This window comes from Streptomyces sp. NPDC091280 (assembly GCF_044768565.1).
Lineage (GTDB): Bacteria > Actinomycetota > Actinomycetes > Streptomycetales > Streptomycetaceae > Streptomyces.
The window spans coordinates 289532-304523 of the sequence record NZ_JBIVUZ010000014.1; the positions used below are offsets into that span (position 1 = coordinate 289532).

14 protein-coding genes are annotated in these 14992 nt (G+C 68.8%); 3 read left to right on the top strand and 11 right to left on the bottom strand.

The genetic code is table 11. The features are described from left to right. Positions 1-51: 51 nt before the first annotated feature. Complete coding sequence (locus ACIQPR_RS37645) at positions 52-423, bottom strand: hypothetical protein (RefSeq protein ID WP_403657988.1); 372 nt, start codon at positions 421-423, stop codon at positions 52-54. Positions 424-566: 143 nt separating this feature from the next. Beyond that, complete coding sequence (locus ACIQPR_RS37650) at positions 567-1541, bottom strand: helix-turn-helix transcriptional regulator (protein ID WP_403657990.1); 975 nt, start codon at positions 1539-1541, stop codon at positions 567-569. Positions 1542-1619: 78 nt separating this feature from the next. Between ACIQPR_RS37650 and ACIQPR_RS37655 the strand changes: the two genes are divergently transcribed. Continuing rightward, entirely contained in the window at positions 1620-2207 is a 588-nt protein-coding gene (locus ACIQPR_RS37655) for a TIGR03086 family metal-binding protein (RefSeq protein WP_403657993.1), read from the top strand. A gap of 46 nt (positions 2208-2253) precedes the next feature. On the opposite strand, the gene ACIQPR_RS37660 is transcribed toward ACIQPR_RS37655, so the two are convergent. Next, a complete protein-coding gene (locus ACIQPR_RS37660) occupies positions 2254-3117 on the bottom strand; it encodes a thioesterase family protein (protein ID WP_403657996.1) in 864 nt (287 codons plus the stop codon). Positions 3118-3268: 151 nt separating this feature from the next. On the opposite strand from ACIQPR_RS37660, the gene ACIQPR_RS37665 reads away from it, so the two are divergent. Continuing rightward, positions 3269-4507, top strand: a complete 1239-nt coding sequence (locus ACIQPR_RS37665) for an alpha/beta hydrolase (RefSeq protein WP_403657999.1) — start codon at positions 3269-3271, stop codon at positions 4505-4507. Here the strand turns inward: ACIQPR_RS37665 and ACIQPR_RS37670 are convergent. Both ACIQPR_RS37670 and ACIQPR_RS37675 read right to left on the bottom strand, forming a co-directional pair. Next, positions 4401-5072 (bottom strand): trimeric intracellular cation channel family protein, encoded by a 672-nt coding sequence (locus ACIQPR_RS37670; RefSeq protein ID WP_403658002.1) that lies wholly within the window; start codon positions 5070-5072, stop codon positions 4401-4403. The genes ACIQPR_RS37665 and ACIQPR_RS37670 overlap by 107 nt on opposite strands. 23 nt (positions 5073-5095) lie before the next feature. Continuing rightward, the gene (locus ACIQPR_RS37675; protein WP_403658005.1) at positions 5096-6487 is read right to left on the bottom strand and encodes a M1 family metallopeptidase; all 1392 of its coding nucleotides are present in this window, start codon (positions 6485-6487) and stop codon (positions 5096-5098) included. Positions 6488-6766: 279 nt separating this feature from the next. Between ACIQPR_RS37675 and ACIQPR_RS37680 the strand changes: the two genes are divergently transcribed. Further along, on the top strand, positions 6767-7288 hold the full coding sequence (locus ACIQPR_RS37680) for a hypothetical protein (protein ID WP_403658008.1): 522 nt from the start codon (positions 6767-6769) through the stop codon (positions 7286-7288). A 93-nt stretch (positions 7289-7381) separates the two neighbouring features. Here the strand turns inward: ACIQPR_RS37680 and ACIQPR_RS37685 are convergent, their stop codons facing one another. The 6 genes from ACIQPR_RS37685 to ACIQPR_RS37710 all read right to left on the bottom strand — a co-directional run bounded on the left by ACIQPR_RS37685 (position 7382) and on the right by ACIQPR_RS37710 (position 14822). After that, complete coding sequence (locus ACIQPR_RS37685) at positions 7382-8662, bottom strand: ABC transporter ATP-binding protein (protein WP_403658011.1); 1281 nt, start codon at positions 8660-8662, stop codon at positions 7382-7384. Next, positions 8659-9756 (bottom strand): ABC transporter ATP-binding protein, encoded by a 1098-nt coding sequence (locus ACIQPR_RS37690; RefSeq protein ID WP_403658014.1) that lies wholly within the window; start codon positions 9754-9756, stop codon positions 8659-8661. Before ACIQPR_RS37690 ends, ACIQPR_RS37685 begins: the two co-directional genes overlap by 4 nt. After that, positions 9753-10751, bottom strand: a complete 999-nt coding sequence (locus ACIQPR_RS37695) for an ABC transporter permease (protein WP_403658017.1) — start codon at positions 10749-10751, stop codon at positions 9753-9755. The genes ACIQPR_RS37690 and ACIQPR_RS37695 overlap by 4 nt, the downstream gene beginning before the upstream one ends. Positions 10752-10862: 111 nt before the next feature. Further along, positions 10863-12659, bottom strand: a complete 1797-nt coding sequence (locus tag ACIQPR_RS37700) for an ABC transporter substrate-binding protein (RefSeq protein WP_403658020.1) — start codon at positions 12657-12659, stop codon at positions 10863-10865. A gap of 68 nt (positions 12660-12727) precedes the next feature. Continuing rightward, complete coding sequence (locus ACIQPR_RS37705; RefSeq protein ID WP_403658022.1) at positions 12728-13735, bottom strand: ABC transporter permease; 1008 nt, start codon at positions 13733-13735, stop codon at positions 12728-12730. A 337-nt stretch (positions 13736-14072) separates the two neighbouring features. Continuing rightward, entirely contained in the window at positions 14073-14822 is a 750-nt protein-coding gene (locus ACIQPR_RS37710; RefSeq protein ID WP_403658184.1) for an enhanced serine sensitivity protein SseB C-terminal domain-containing protein, read from the bottom strand. Positions 14823-14992 lie beyond the last annotated feature (170 nt).

Consider the following 14992-nt stretch of genomic DNA (forward strand, 5'->3'; position numbering starts at 1 on the left):
GGGCGGCGCTCCCGGTGTCCCGGTGCGCCGCCCCTGTCGTGCGGACCGCGGTCAGCCCTGCTGCGGGGCCCCGCTCATCTGGCCACCGCCCGGACCTCCGCCGCACCCGCCGCCAGGGCCGCCGCCCTGGCCGCCACCGGCGCCGCCACCGGGACCGCCGCTCGGCATGCCGGAGGCGTTGCCGGTCGGCGCGCCCGACGGCCGGGCTGAGGCCGCGGCACCCGTGGGCGCACCGGAGGGGGCACCGGACGGGGCACCGCTGGGCCGCGCCGTGGCGTTGCCGGTGGGCGCCGAACAGGACTGCGTGGAGCCGGAGTTGCCGCTGCCGGAGGACGACGACGAGTCGCTCGACCCACAGGCCGCGAGGGCCAGGGGCGAGAGCGCCAGCAGGGCCACTGCGGGGAAGAGACGCGCACGCTTCATGAGAAACAGCTCCAAAACCGATGAGGAGTCCTTGTGGCGGGAACTCAATCAACGCCCCTTAGGGCTTCCTTGTCGGCACCCTGTCCGCACCCTGTGCGCAGGGTAAAGCGCAGCCCAAGTGATCGCTCTGACCTGGGAGTTCGCTAGGACGGCCCGCCTACTCGCTGGTACAGCTCCGTGACAGAAGCAGCCGCCGCGATCACCTCCGCGCGCGCTTCGGGCGGTGCCACGACCTCCAACGCGTCGGCGAACTGGAGCAGTTGACGCGCCTCGCGGACCACGCGGTAGGACAGCCGGACCGTCACCCACTCGTGCGTCCCGTCGTCCTCGGGGAGTTCGGCCAGCGAGGAGGCGTTGAGGCGCAGGAACATGTCGAGGCGGGAGCGGCGGACCCGGACGGTGACGTCCAGCCCGCCGGGGCGTTCCTCGACCTGGCGGCGCAACTCCTCCCAGGCGTCGGCGAGTTCGACGCCCGGCCGGCGCCGCACCGGGTCGGGCAGGAGGGTGGCCAGGTGCACGCGGTCGGCGCGGAAGAGCCGGGGTCTGGCGCGGCGGTCGGCGACCAGGTACCAGACGCCCGCCTTGGAGACCAGGCCGTAGGGGTCGACGGTGTAGGTGCTCGGTTCGCTCGCGCCGCTGTGCCGGTAGCGCAGCCGCAGCCGCCGGTCGGCGAAGACCGCGTCCTGCAACACGTCCAGATCCACGGCGGGTTGGGGCCCGCCCTTCCAGCGGGTGGCGTCGACGAGGATGCGCCGGGAGGTGACCTCGGCGGCCGGGCGGTACGGCGCCGGCAGCGCGGCCATCACCTTGCGCAGCGCGGAACCGAGCGCGGCGTCGAGGCCGAGCGCCGCGTGGGCGCCCTGGGCGGCGAGGATGAACAGGGCGCGCGATTCGTCGGCGGTCAGTCCCGTCACATCGGTGCGGAACCCGGCGAGCAGCTCGATGCCGCCGTGCCGGCCGCGCTCGGCGTACACCGGCACACCGGAGGCGGAGAGCGCCTCGACGTCCCGGTAGATGGTGCGCACCGACACCTCCAGCCGGTCGGCGAGTTCGTGCGCGGGGACCCGGCCGCGGGTCTGGAGGAGCAGCAGGATCGAGAGGAGTCGGTCGGCCTTCACTCCCCCAGGATCGGCCGCCCGGAAACCGTGCGCAAATGTTGCCGGAAACTGTCAGGTTATGGGCCCAGCATCGGGGCCATGAACACACAGACGATCGACCCCCGCCCCCTCTACACCCGCGCCACCGAGCAGGTCGCCGCGCTGATCAGGACAGTAAGGCCGGAACACCTGGCCGGTTCCACGCCGTGCGCGGAGTTCGACGTACGGACCCTGCTGAGTCATCTCGTCGGCGGCACCCTGCGGATCGCGACGATCGGCGAGGGCGGCGACGGCCTGGCCGTACACCCCTTCGTGGACGGTGTGCCCGACGAGGGCTGGCCGGCCGCGTACGAGGAGGCCCGCGTCCGGGTCCTGGCCGCCTGGGCGGACGACGCCCGGCTGGACGCGCCGGTGCGGGTCCCGTGGGGCGAGGCACCGGGCCGCGCGGCCCTCTCCGGCTACGTCATGGAGAAGGTCACCCACACCTGGGACCTCTCCGAGGCCCTCGGCCGCCCGCTCGAACTCGACCCGGAACTGGCCGAGTTCGCCCTCGCCGTCGCCCGCCGGGTCCTGCCGGACGAGCAACGGGACACGGACACGCCGTTCGACACGGCCCAGCCGGTACCCGAGAAGTCGGACGCCTACGTCCGGTTGGCGGCCTGGCTGGGCCGAAAGCCCCTCAACTGAACGCGGCCGGACGGCAGTCGGCCGCCGCCGCAGGGCCGGTGCGCGGTCAGGTCAGTCTCGCGCGGGCGAGTTGCCGGGACTGGGCGACCAGCCGGTCCTCGCTGTCCCAGACCTCGGCGTCCTCCTCCAGGAAGCCACCGGCCAGGTTGCGGGTGGTGATCGAGACGCGGAGGGGGCCCGGGGCCGGGCGGGAGCGGACGTGGACGGTGAGTTCGACCGTGGGGACCCAGCCCTTGAGGCCGATCTCGAACGCGGTCGGGGGCAGGGCGTCCACCGCGAGGAGGAGGGAGAGCGGGTCCGCGTCCCGGCCGTCCGCGAGGCCGAACCAGGAGCGCATCTCGCCCCTGCCGGAGGGGGCGCCCAGGGCCCAGCCGAGGGTGGACGGGTCGAGCTTGAGCATCAGGCGGTCGGCGATGGCCGAGCTGCCCTCCACCGGCGCCGGACCGTCCTCGGGGCCGAAGCACTGGTCCATGGGCGGGAACACCGGCGGGCGCGCCGTCGTGCGGACGTCGTCCGGGAGGGCGTCCAGGTCGCCGTAGGAGGCCAGGACGCGGATGCGTTCGACCTCGTGGCCCTCGTCGTCGTACTGGAAGAGGGAGGCCTGGCCCGTCGAGAGGGTGCGGCCGGTGCGGACCACGTCCGTGCGGACGACCGCCGGGCCCGGCCGGGACGCCGTGAGGTAGTGCGCGGAGATCGTGAACGGGTCGCTGTGCGGGAGCGCGTCCGCGAGGGCCCGGCCCAGGACGGCGAGGAGATAGCCGCCGTTGACGGCGCTGATGATCGTCCAGCCGGCCGAGAGGTGGGTGTCGTAGACGCCCGGGGCGCGGCGCACGACCGCCGTGTCGCGGTCGAACTCGCTGTCGCCGATCACGGCCCGGGTGACCGCGGGTGCGGAAGCTGCTTCTGGCATAGGTGAACCGTACAACAGGAAATTACTAAGCGGTAGCTTTGGTGTTGCGGGCATATGAAACTACCGCCGGCCGGGTGAGCGTCCGGCAATTTCTTGGTAAGTGTCCGCACTCGTCCGTGACCCAGGGCCCTTGATCCCCCTCTTTGGGGACATGAGCCTCACCGGGACCCCGTTCCTCTACACCGCCGTCGTGCTGACGATCGTCGCCCTCATACTGCCGCTCGTGCTGTGGTCGAGACTGCGCGGCCCCAAGGCCGTACGCGTGGCGGCCCGGGCCCTGATGCTGCTGTTCGCGCAGGCCACGGCCGTCACCCTGGTCTTCGTCATGGTCAACAACCAGAACAACCTCTACGACAACTGGGCCGACCTCCTCGGCACCGGCAACCACGTCCAGCAGGCAGCCAATCTCGGCAAGAACGGCACCGGGAACATCTCGCTGAACCGGCTGCCCAAGGTCAAGCAGGACTTCTCCGCCGCCAGCGGCCCCGGCATGAGCTCGGCCGGCCAGGTCGAGGTCACCCAGCTCAAGGGCCAGGTGTCGGGCGTGAACGCCGAGGTCTACGTCTGGACCCCGCCGCAGTACAAGGAGGCGGCCTACCGCCACAAGAAGTTCCCCGTGGTGGAACTGCTGCCGGGCTGGCCCGGCTCCGCCAAGGCCTGGTTCGGGTCGATGCACGTGACCCAGCAGCTGGAGCCGCTGATGAAGAGCGGGCGGATCGCGCCCTTCATCCTGGTCGCACCGCGCTACAACCTGCTGGCCGGGGTGGACACCGGGTGCGCCAACATCCCCGGCACGGTCAACGCCGACACCTGGCTCAGCGTCGACGTGCCGAAGATGGTCATGGACAACTTCCGCGCGCAGCCCGCGCCCAAGGGCTGGGGCGTCGCCGGCTACTCGGCCGGCGCGCACTGCGCGGTCAAGCTCGCCGTCGCCCACCCCGACCGCTATCAGGCCGCGGTGAGCATGTCCGGCTACAACGACCCGATCGGCGAACGCAATTCGCTGGCCGCGCAGAGCGTGGCCCTGCGCGAGGCGAACAACCCCTACCTGCTGCTGAAGAAGGCGGCCACACCGCCGCCGATCGCGATGTACCTGTCCGGCGAGTCCGGCGACGGCTACCAGGCGGGCGTGGCCCTCGAACAGATCGCCAAGGCGCCGACGAGCGTGCACGTGGTGTTCCTGCCGCGCAGCGACGGCGGGCACACCATGGCGCTGTGGCGGCCCCAGGTGAAGACGGTGTTCCGCTGGCTGACCCTGGAGCTGGGGCAGAACCACCCCCGGATCACGAAGTCGGCGTCCGATCCTCTTGGACGTTCGAGCGGCGGTTCCACGCACGCGGAGCTCGCCAGTGGAACCGCATCGCGAGCAGGCGTAGTACGAAAGCGGTGACGATCGCGAGCCCGCTGGTGAGCGGGGTCAGCGCGTCGTAGCGGATGCAGAGCACGGAGATGGTGGCGCCGACGATCGCCGGGACCGCGTACAGGTCGCGGTCCCAGCGCAGCAGGGACGGGGTCTCGTTGGCGAGGACGTCGCGCAGCACACCGCCGCCGACGGCGGTGGCGAGACCGAGGGCGGCCGAGGAGGTGAGGTTCAGCCCGTAGTCGTACGCCTTCACCGTGCCCGAGACGCAGAACAGGCCGAGGCCGGCCGCGTCGAAGACGTTCACGCCGGCCTGGATCCGCTCCACGTGCGGATGGAGGAAGAAGACGAGGAGCGCGGCGAAGAGCGGGGTGACGAAGTACCCCAGGTCCGTGAAGGCGGCCGGGGGCACCGCGCCGATCATGAGGTCACGGAACAGCCCTCCGCCCAGCGCGGTGACCTCGGCGAGCACGGCGATGCCGAACACGTCGAAGTTCTTGCGGACGGCCAGCAGCGCGCCGGAGATGGCGAACACGAAGATGCCGACGAGGTCGAGCGTGTGCTGGACGGAGGGGCTGAACAGTTGCTGAAGCACACCGCATTGTCACCCGAGGGATGTCACAGGGTGGGCTTGCCCGGTGTGTAGAGCCAGGTCGAGAACAGGTCGTCGAGGTGCTGCCCGGAGATCTTCTCGGCAAGCCCGATGAACTGCTCGGTGCTCGCGTTGCCGTAGCGGTGCAGCTTCGTCCAGGTGGGCAGCAGCTTGAAGAACGCCGTGTCGCCGATGCGTTCGCGCAGCATCTGGAGGGTCATCGCGCCGCGCTGGTAGACGGCGGAGGCGAACATCGTGTCGCGCTGCGGGTCCGCGACGACGGTCTGCCAGAAGGCGCTGTCGGCGGGGCGGGAGTTGTAGCCGGCCAGGAACGAGTCGTGCGCGGTGCGGGTGCCCCGGTGCTCCGCCCACAGCCACTGGGCGTAGGTCGCGAAGCCCTCGTTGAGCCAGATGTCCTTCCAGTGCGCGACCGACACCGAGTCGCCGAACCACTGGTGGGCCAGTTCGTGCACGATCGTCGTCTCGCTGCGCACGGCCGAGTAGGCCGGCTTGCTCTGCACCTCCAGCGAGAACCCCGCCTCCGGCATGTCGTCGACGATCGCACCGGTCTCCTCGAAGGGGTACGGCCCGAAGAGCTGCGACCAGTAGTCGGTGGCGTCGGCCGTCACGGCGTACACGTCGACGCTGTTGCTGTTGGCGAGCACCGGGTCGATGGCGACGTAGATCGGGGTGCCGCCGGGGGTGGTCCCCGTCCGCACGTCGAACTTCCCGATGGTGGCGGTGGCGAGGTAGGTCGCCATCGGCTTCGACTCCCGCCAGTGGGTGTACGTCGAGTCGCCCTTGTCGTACGTCGAGACGAGGCGGCCGTTGGAGACTCCGGTGAGACCCTTGGGGGCCTTGATGCGGATGTCGTAGGTGGCCTTGTCCGAGGGGTGGTCGCTGGAGGGGAACCAGGTGGAGGCCGCGTTGGGTTCGCAGGCGACGAAGACTCCGTCGGCGGTCTTCATCCAGCCGTAGTCGGAGCCGAACACGATGGGTCCGTTGAGGGGTTCGGGCACCCCGCCGTAGGTGACGGCGACCGTGAAGTCCCTGCCCTTGCGGAGGAAGTCCCGTGGGGTGATGCGCAGTTCGTCGCCGGTGCGGGTGAACTGGGCCCGCCTGCCGTTCACTTCGACCCGGGTGACCTCCAGCTTCTGCAGGTCCAGGTCGAAGGAGGAGAGGTTCTGGGTGGCGCGGGCGGTGAGGGTCGTCAGGCCGTCGAGGCGGTCGGTGTCGGGGTTGTAGGCCACGTCGAGGGCGTAGTGGCGGGCGTCGAAGCCGCCGTTGCCGAGCTGGGGGAAGTAGGTGTCACCGATGCCGTCGGCCCCGGGGGTGGGGGCGGAGGAGGCGGCTATGACGAGAAAAGAGGCCGCCGCGGTCGCGAGGGCCCCTGAACGTGCCGAACGGGAGAGTGCCATGAGTCGTCCCTTCGGGTGCGTTTCCGATCAGTCGGACACGCTCGACTCTGCCCCGTCCTCACATGTCATGGCCATGACTTTGCCAACTCGTCATACGGCACAGGGTAGTTGACCGCGGCGGGCGGTGGGTTTTTTCCACATCTTTGCCAGAGATTTCACTCCGCAAAAGGGCAAGCTCAATTCTTCCTCAACGCTTTTTTTATCGATTGACCTGCTTCCGTCAAGCTCCCTAGGCTCAGCCGCGCTTGACGTTCTGGGAAAAACTCACAGGGGGAATTCATGCGCAAGAGAACCAAGCTCGCCACACTCATTCTGGCCGGTTCCCTGCCCGTCATCGCCGGTGCGGCGCCCGCCTCCGCGGTCGTCACACCGAAGAGGTCCTGCCCGATCACCTACGGGGTCCTGATCACCTCCCGCACGCCCTACCGGTTGCCGGCGAGCGGCCAGTACTTCAAGGACGGCCCCGGTGGCACCATGTCGGTCTCGGTGACCAAGGCCTCCACCATCTCCTACAGCGTCTCCGGCTCCCTTGAGGTGAGCGCGAGTTACCTGTTCGCCTCGGCCAAGGCGTCCATCGGCTCGACCTACGCCAAGTCCGTGGCGGTCACCACCGGGCACACGTACACGCACAACATCACCGCCCACAAGTACGGCAACATGCAGTACGGCTCCAACGGCTTCAAGCTCGGCTGGGAGTCGAACAAGACGAACCCGAACTGCACCAACACCGTGCTGTCCACGGGGACGGCGAAGTTTCCGGTGACTTCCGTCGGCTGGCGCTACTGGGAGACCAAGTCGTGAATTGAGGCCGGGCCGAAAAAGCCCGGTGAACAACGCGAATGCCCCGGAAACCTGAAACGGTTTCCGGGGCATTCGCGCGGTCGAATTTCCGCGCTACTTCTCTTCGCCGGTTCCGGCCTCCGGCTCGGCGGAGTCGGAGACCGGCTCGGAAGCCGGTTCGGAAACCGGCTCGGCCGCCTCCTCCGCGAGTGTCGCCGCCACCGCCGCCGACGTCTCCGCCGACTCCTGCAACGCGGTCTCGCCGAGCAGCTTCTCGGCCTCCTTCGCGGCCGTCAGCAGGACCGTGTCCTGCGGAGCCTGGTCCGCGAAGTTCTCCGGGTGGTGGCACGCGACCTGCTGACCGGGCACCAGCTCCAGGAGCGGCGGCTCGGTCGTGGTGCAGATCTGCGTCGCCTTCCAGCACCGGGTGTGGAAACGGCAGCCGCTCGGCGGCGAGATCGGCGAGGGGACATCGCCCTGGAGCAGGATGCGGTCGCTCTTCGCGTTCTTGCGCCGCGGGTCCGGGATCGGCACCGCCGACATCAGCGCCTTGGTGTACGGGTGCATCGGCGCCTTGTACAGCAGCTCGCGGTCGGCCAGCTCGACGATCTTGCCGAGGTACATGACCGCGATCCGGTCCGAGACGTGCCGGACCACCGAGAGGTCGTGCGCGATGATCACGTACGTCAGGCCGAGCTCCTGCTGGAGGTCGTCCAGCAGGTTCACCACCTGCGCCTGGATCGACACGTCGAGCGCGGAGACCGGCTCGTCCGCCACGACCAGCCTCGGGTTCAGGGCGAGCGCGCGGGCGATGCCGATGCGCTGGCGCTGACCGCCGGAGAACTCGTGCGGATAGCGGTTGTAGTGCTCGGGGTTGAGACCGACCACCTCAAGCAGCCGCTGCACTTCCTGCTTGATCCCGCCCGCGGGCTCGACGCCCTGGAGCCGGAAGGGAGCGCCGACGATCGTGCCGATGGTGTGGCGCGGGTTCAGCGACGAGTACGGGTCCTGGAAGATCATCTGCACATTGCGGCGCAGCGGACGCATCCCGCTCACCCCGAGGTGCGTGATGTCCTTGCCCTCGAACTCGATCTTTCCGCCGGTCGGCTCCAGCAGCCGGGTGATCAGCCGGCCCATCGTCGACTTTCCGCAGCCCGACTCGCCGACGACGCCCAGCGTCTCGCCGGACCTGACCTCGAAGTCGAGGCCGTCCACCGCGTGCACGGCGCCGACCTGCCGCTGGAGCAGGCCCTTCTTGATCGGGAAGTGCTTCTGCAGTCCGGTCACCTTCAGCAGGACCTCGCCCGGGGCGGGGTCCTTGGTGAGGGTCGCGCCCTGCTTCTGCGGCTCGTCGGCCTGCGCGGGAATCGTCACCGCTTTCTCGTCGTCACTCACAGCTTCGGCGCAATCTCTTCGGTCCAGATACGCTCCCGCTGCTCCTTGCCCAGGTGGCAGGCGGCCCAGTGCCGGGTGCCGACCTCGGCCAGCTCGGGGCGGACGGTGCGGGTGACGTTGTCCTTCGGGAGGTCCGCGTACGGGCAGCGCGGGTTGAAGGCGCAGCCGGACGGGATGTTGATCAGCGAGGGCGGGGAGCCCTTGACCGGGATCAGCCGCTCCTGCTGCTCGCGGTCGAGCCGCGGCATCGAGCCGAGCAGGCCCCAGGTGTAGGGGTGCCGGGGCTGGTAGAACACGTCCTCGGCCGGTCCCCGCTCGACGCACCGGCCGCCGTACATCACCAGGATGTCGTCGGCGAGTTCGGCGACGACGCCCAGGTCGTGGGTGATGACGATGACCGCGGAGCCGAACTCCTTCTGCAGGTCCCGGATGAGGTCGAGGATCTGCGCCTGGACGGTGACGTCCAGGGCGGTCGTCGGCTCGTCCGCGATCAGCAGCTCGGGGTTGTTCACCAGCGACATCGCGATCATCGCGCGCTGGCGCATACCGCCGGAGAACTCGTGCGGGTAGCTGTCCACCCGCTTGTCCGGCTGCGGGATGCCCACCCGGTCGAGCATCTCGACCGCGCGGCGCTTGGCGGTCTTCTTGTCGACGTCGTGGTGGATCCGGTACGCCTCCACGATCTGCGCGCCGATCGTGTAGTACGGGTGCAGCGCGGAGAGCGGGTCCTGGAAGATCATCGACATCTGCCGGCCGCGCAGCTTGCGCACGTGGTCGGGGTCGGCGGACAGCAGCTCGGTGCCGTCCAGCCAGATCTCGCCGGAGATCTGTGCCTTGCGCTTGCCGTACTGGCCGGCGGTGTGCAGGCCCATGATGCCGAGCGAGGTCACCGACTTGCCGGAGCCGGACTCGCCCACGATGCCGAGGGTCTTGCCCTTCTCCAGCGAGAAGGTGAGTCCGTCGACGGATTTGACGAGACCGTCGTCGGTCGGGAAGTGCACTTTCAGGTCGCGCACTTCGAGGAAGGACGTCGGAGCGGGCGACGCGCTGGTGGGCTCGCCGAGGGCCGCTCCGGTCTTGCTCAGTTCCGTCATGAGAGCCTCACTCGGGGGTCGATCACGGCGTACAGGATGTCCACCACGAGGTTGGCAAGCAGCACCGCGAGAGAAGTGATCAGGGTGACGCCCAGAATGATGGGCAGGTCCTGGTTCTTGATGGCGGCGAGCACCGCCTGGCCGAGGCCGGGCAGGCTGAACGTCGTCTCGGTCAGGATGGCGCCGCCGATGAGCGCGCCGAGGTCCATGCCGAGCATCGTCAGGATCGGCGTCATCGTGGAGCGCATGGCGTGCTTGCCGATGACGACTTGTTCCTTGAGGCCCTTCGCGCGTGCCGTGCGGATGTAGTCCTCACCGAGGATCTCCAGCATGGTGGCGCGGGTGATACGGGCGTACATCGCGGCGTACAGGAAGGCGAGGGTGATCCAGGGCAGGATCATGCCGCCCAGCCAGCCGGTGAAGCTCTGGTCCAGCGGCACGTACTGGCCGTTGATCCAGTTCAACCCGTAGCTGAAGACCGCCAGCGAGAGCAGACCCGTGAAGTAGATCGGCAGGGAGACACCGCCGAGCGCGACGACCATGGCCGTGCGGTCCCAGATGCTGCCCCGCTTGAGCGCGGAGAGCACACCCGCCGCGACACCGAAGACCAGCCACAGCACGGCGGCACCGAGCGCGAGACCCAGGGTCACCGGGAAGCGGTCGGTGAGCACCGGCCATACGGACTGCTCGCTACGGAAGGAGTAGCCGAAGCAGGGCGCGGCACAGTGGGTGACGTCGCCGCCGGCCGAGTAGGTGCGGCCGACGAAGATCCCCTTGAAGAAGTGCCAGACCTGCACGAAGATCGGGTCGCTCAGACCCAGCTTCTCCCGCACCGCCGCGACGGCGTGCGGGTCGGCCTGCTTGCCCACGAAACTCGTGGCGATGTCCACGCCCGCCCACTTGGGGACGAGGAAGAAGATGCTGAAGACCACCAGGATGATGACCACCAGCATCACTGCGGCGGCGAACAGCCGCCTGATGAGGTAAGCGAGCACAGCTAACGGCCCGCCGCGGGACCGCGGGCCACCGGAGGTCGTCCGGTGGCCCGCGGTCCCGCCGCGCCGGCCTTCACCTGCCTTTCGTGCCGTACGGCGGGTGTGCCGGGATTACTTCGTGGACTTCAGACCGATGTTGACGAAGTCGTAGTAGCCGCTGTACGCGTTCGTCGTGTAGACGTTGGCGATACGCGAGGAGCGCCAGTTCAGGAGTCGCTCGAAGGTGAAGGGCAGGTAGTACGCGCCCTCGGTCACCTTGTGGTTGATGTCCGTGGCGATCTGGGTCTTCTTCGACTCGTCCTGCGCGGTGTTGTACTGGTCGAACAGCCCGTCGATCGTCTTGTCCTTGATCAGGGCGAAGTTGTTGTTGCCGCTCTGCAGGATGTAGTTGCTGTCCCACAGCGGGGCACCGAAGCCCTGGACGGTCGGGAAGTCCGCGCCCCAGCCCATGATGATGATGCCGAGCTTCTTCTTCGCGACGTTCGAGGGGGAGCCGATGATGCCGGAGCTCTGCGAACCGTCGTACTGGTAGATGTCGGCGGTGATGCCGACCTTCTTCAGCGCCGCCTGCAGGGACGTGGCCGTGGCCACCTCCTGCTGCTTGTTGTTGCGGACCGCGATGGTGGTCTTGAAGCCGTTCGGCTGGCCGCAGGCCTTCAGGGCCTTCTTGGCGAGGTCGTCGTTGCCGGTCTTGTTGGCACCGGAGATCCCGTACGGGTCGTACTTCTGGCCCTCGCCGCCGGCGATGGCGGGCGGGAGCATGTTGGTGCCGATGTCACCACCGGCGATCGGGCCGCCGCGCGCGGTCTGGAGCGACACGTGGTCGGCCGCGTAGATGACCGCCTTGCGGCACTCGATGTTGTCGAACGGCTTGACGCTCTGCGGGAAGACCGCGTAGCGGATGAAGCCGGAGATCGGGTTGTCCAGGTTGGCCTTGTGCTCCTTCAGGGCGATGGTGCGGCCCTGCGGACCCAGACCCGTCTGGCCGGCGTCGATGTCGTAGTCGCCGTTGATCAGACGCTGGTCCATGTCGGACTGGTTCGAGGAGATGGTCAGCGAGATCTTGTCCGGGTACGCCTTGCGCACCGGGTCGGACGACGCCTTCCAGTTGGTGTTGCGGACCAGGACCAGCTTCTTGCCCGGGCTGTACGACTGGAACTTGTACGGGCCGGAGGAGAAGGGGTGCAGCGTGTACTTCGCCTTGGTGTCCTTGTCCTGGCGGACCGGGGACGCCGTGACCATGGCGAGGACCTGCTTGAAGTCCGAGTTCGCGACGGGCAGGTGGAAGACGATCGTCTTGGCGTCGGGCGTGGAGATCGCCTTCAGGCCGAGCTTGTCCGCCGAGGTGTCCTTGTAGGGACCCTTGTAGGTGCCCTTGGGGTCGAGCATCTGCTGGAGGTAGATCGGACCGCCGGACAGCACGTCCTGGGCCCAGACCCGCTCGATGCCGTACTTGATGTCCTGGGAGGTGATGGCCTTGCCGTCCTCCCAGGTGATCCCGTCACGCAGGTGGAACGTGTAGGTCTTGCCGTCGGCCGAGACCTGCCCCATGTCGGTCGCCAGGTCGGGCGTGAGCTCGGCGCCCGCGGCACCCGGCTCGGTCTTGAACGTGAGCAGCTGACGGCTGTAGTAGCGCGAGAAGTCCCACATGAAGCCGTAGTAACCGCGCGTGGTGTCCCAGAAGTCGGCGTCCTGAGCCGAGACGAACTTCAGCTCGCCGCCCTTCTTGACCTGCGAGGCCTGGGCGACCTTGTTGTTCGCCGCGTCGAAGCCGGCGGCGCCGGTCTTCGAACCGCTGTCGTCGCTCTTGCTGCCGCCGCCGCACGCTGCCAAGGCCAGCATGCCGGCGACCGCGGCAGCGGCGGCAAACGCCTGCTTACGCCGCCCTGAGGTGCGTTGGGTAGTCACGATCTCGGATCCTCCGGATTTGATGAGAGACCCCGTGTAGATGGCACGGGACGCATGAGTAGGGCGGTTCAGCGGGAGCCCTTCGGGTCGAGCGCGTCCCGCACGCCGTCGCCGAAGAGGTTGAAGGCCAGAACCGTGATGAAGATCGCCACGCCGGGGACGACCATGTACATGGGGTCCGAGTCGTAGTAGTCGATCGCGGTGGAGAGCATCTGTCCCCAGGAGGACGTGGGCGGCTTGACGCCCACGCCCAGGAAGCTGAGAGCCGCCTCGGTGAGGATGTTGGTGGGGATCATCATCGTCGTGTACACGATGATCGGCGCGACCAGGTTGGGCAGCAGTTCCTTGAACAGGATGTAGAAGCGTCCGGCGCCCAGCGAGCGGGCGGCCTCGACGTACTCGCGCTCACGCATCGAGAGGGTCTGTCCGCGCACCACGCGGCCGATGTAGGGCCAGCCGAAGAAGCCGATGACCAGGATCATCACGAACACCCGCACGCTGGAGCCGCTCAGGCCCAGCATGTCGTTGGGCATCACGGAGACGAGCGCGATGATGAAGAGCAGCTGCGGGAAGGCCAGCAGACCGTCCATGACCCGGCTGATCGCCGAGTCGACCCAGCCGCCGAAGAAGCCGGCCAGGATGCCGAGGACGGTGCCGAGCACCACGGCGACGATCGCGGACAGGAAGCCGACGAGGAGCGAGATCCGGGAGCCGTAGAGGATGCGGGCGAGGATGTCGCGGCCGTTGACGGGCTCTACGCCCAGCAGGTGGTCGCCGCTGATGCCGCCCAGCGATCCCTTGGGGGTGCCGAACAGCGGGTCGATCAGGGTCTCGTGGAAGGTGTCCGGGTCCTGGCCGATCAGACTGGCGAGCATCGGGGCGAACACCGCGACCAGGACGAGGACGAGCACGACGATGCCGCCCGTGAGGGCGAGTTTGTCGCGCTTGAGTCGCTCCCAGGCGATCCGGCCCAGGGAACGTCCCTGCACGGCCTTGTCGCCGACGGTCGCGGCCGCCGCTTCTTCGGCCGCGCTCGGGGCCGCTTCCGCGGTCGGCTCGTGCAATGGTGCCGTCATCTGGCAGGGACCCCTCTCAACCGGCGGTAGCCGGCCCACACTTGCCGCTGTGGCGGCCATGATCAGTCCGTCGTACATCGGGGCGAACGGCCCCTGGTGCGGGAGTCTTCAACGCTTTGGTGATCTGCTGCCAGACTTGACGGTGAATGGATGCGTAAACGTGATGCGGGCTGGAGGGTTCCGTTATACGGACAACGGGTAACGCCTCCCGGACGCGGGGCAGTTGGGACAGATCTCCGATTCGGCGCCTTTCGGGGCACCAGACCGCGATCTACGCGCGAAGAAATGTGTCGTCGACGTAAAATCTGCGGAGAAGCGGGGAAGAGGACTCGCCGGGTCAGTATCCACCACGGGCCGGCGGGTAGCCGTACCCGCCCGCCTGAGCGGGGGCGGCATGGGCCTCGCGGTCGTAGAACGGGCGGGCGTTCGCCCGCAGCCACAGCGCCACCGGGTCGTAGTCGTCGGACATCGCCACGGTCGACACCGGCAGCCCGTCCGGGACCGCGCCGATGGACTGCTGCATCATCGCGCGCACCGAGTCCACGGCGGCCGGACTGGTGTCGTACACATCCAGACCGATCGCGAGATACGGCGCTCCGAGCGCGGGCTGCACCCAGGCGCGGCGCAGGGTGCGGACCGCCGGGGTGCGGTGGGCGTTCTGCGTGAGCAGTCCGTAGAACTGCGGGACCTCGACCGCCGGGTCCGTCAGGCGCAGCGGCCCCGCGGGCTGGCGCTCCAGGCCGGTGGCGATCCGGCGCAGGTCCAGCCACGGGATGCCGACCCCGCCGCCGGGGGCGTGCGGGTTGAGCCAGAGGCCGAAGTGGTCGGGGTAGAGGGTGCGGGCCACGTCCAGGCCGTCGACCACCTCGTAGGAGCGGTTCCAGCCGCTGGCCGAGAGCTCCTGGGCCGAGGTGACACAGGGGGCGTAGCCGTAGCCCTCGACGTGCATGTTTCCGTACTGGGCGTCCGGGGAGCCGGACTGGCCGTGCCACAGGAGCATCCAGACCTGGCCGGAGTGCGGGGTCGCGAGGGCGCGCAGGAGCGCCTCGTAGGCGTCGTAGCGCCCGGGCGTCACCTGGCGCAGCATGTGCTCGACCTGGCCGGTCGCGGTGCGGCTGCCGCTGGCGCTGGCGCTCACGTGAACCGCCCCTTCTGGTTGGTTGCCCTGTGTTGGAAACAGCTTAAGCGCCCAAGGGGTGGCGGCCCGTGGTGCGTTCGCGAGTGGCGGTCCGTCCGGGCCGGGAGTGCCCCGCTGCG

Excerpts from the sequence above, each read along its gene's own strand:
- ACIQPR_RS37645 (WP_403657988.1), bottom strand. The coding sequence starts at position 423 with ATGAAGCGTGCGCGTCTCTTCCCCGCAGTGGCCCTGCTGGCGCTCTCG.
- ACIQPR_RS37655 (WP_403657993.1), top strand. The coding sequence starts at position 1,620 with ATGAACACACAGACGATCGACCCCCGCCCCCTCTACACCCGCGCCACC.
- ACIQPR_RS37660 (WP_403657996.1), bottom strand. The coding sequence starts at position 3,117 with ATGCCAGAAGCAGCTTCCGCACCCGCGGTCACCCGGGCCGTGATCGGC.
- ACIQPR_RS37665 (WP_403657999.1), top strand. The coding sequence starts at position 3,269 with ATGAGCCTCACCGGGACCCCGTTCCTCTACACCGCCGTCGTGCTGACG.
- ACIQPR_RS37675 (WP_403658005.1), bottom strand. The coding sequence starts at position 6,487 with ATGGCACTCTCCCGTTCGGCACGTTCAGGGGCCCTCGCGACCGCGGCG.
- ACIQPR_RS37680 (WP_403658008.1), top strand. The coding sequence starts at position 6,767 with ATGCGCAAGAGAACCAAGCTCGCCACACTCATTCTGGCCGGTTCCCTG.
- ACIQPR_RS37690 (WP_403658014.1), bottom strand. The coding sequence starts at position 9,756 with ATGACGGAACTGAGCAAGACCGGAGCGGCCCTCGGCGAGCCCACCAGC.
- ACIQPR_RS37705 (WP_403658022.1), bottom strand. The coding sequence starts at position 13,735 with ATGACGGCACCATTGCACGAGCCGACCGCGGAAGCGGCCCCGAGCGCG.
- ACIQPR_RS37710 (WP_403658184.1), bottom strand. The coding sequence starts at position 14,822 with ATGCTGCGCCAGGTGACGCCCGGGCGCTACGACGCCTACGAGGCGCTC.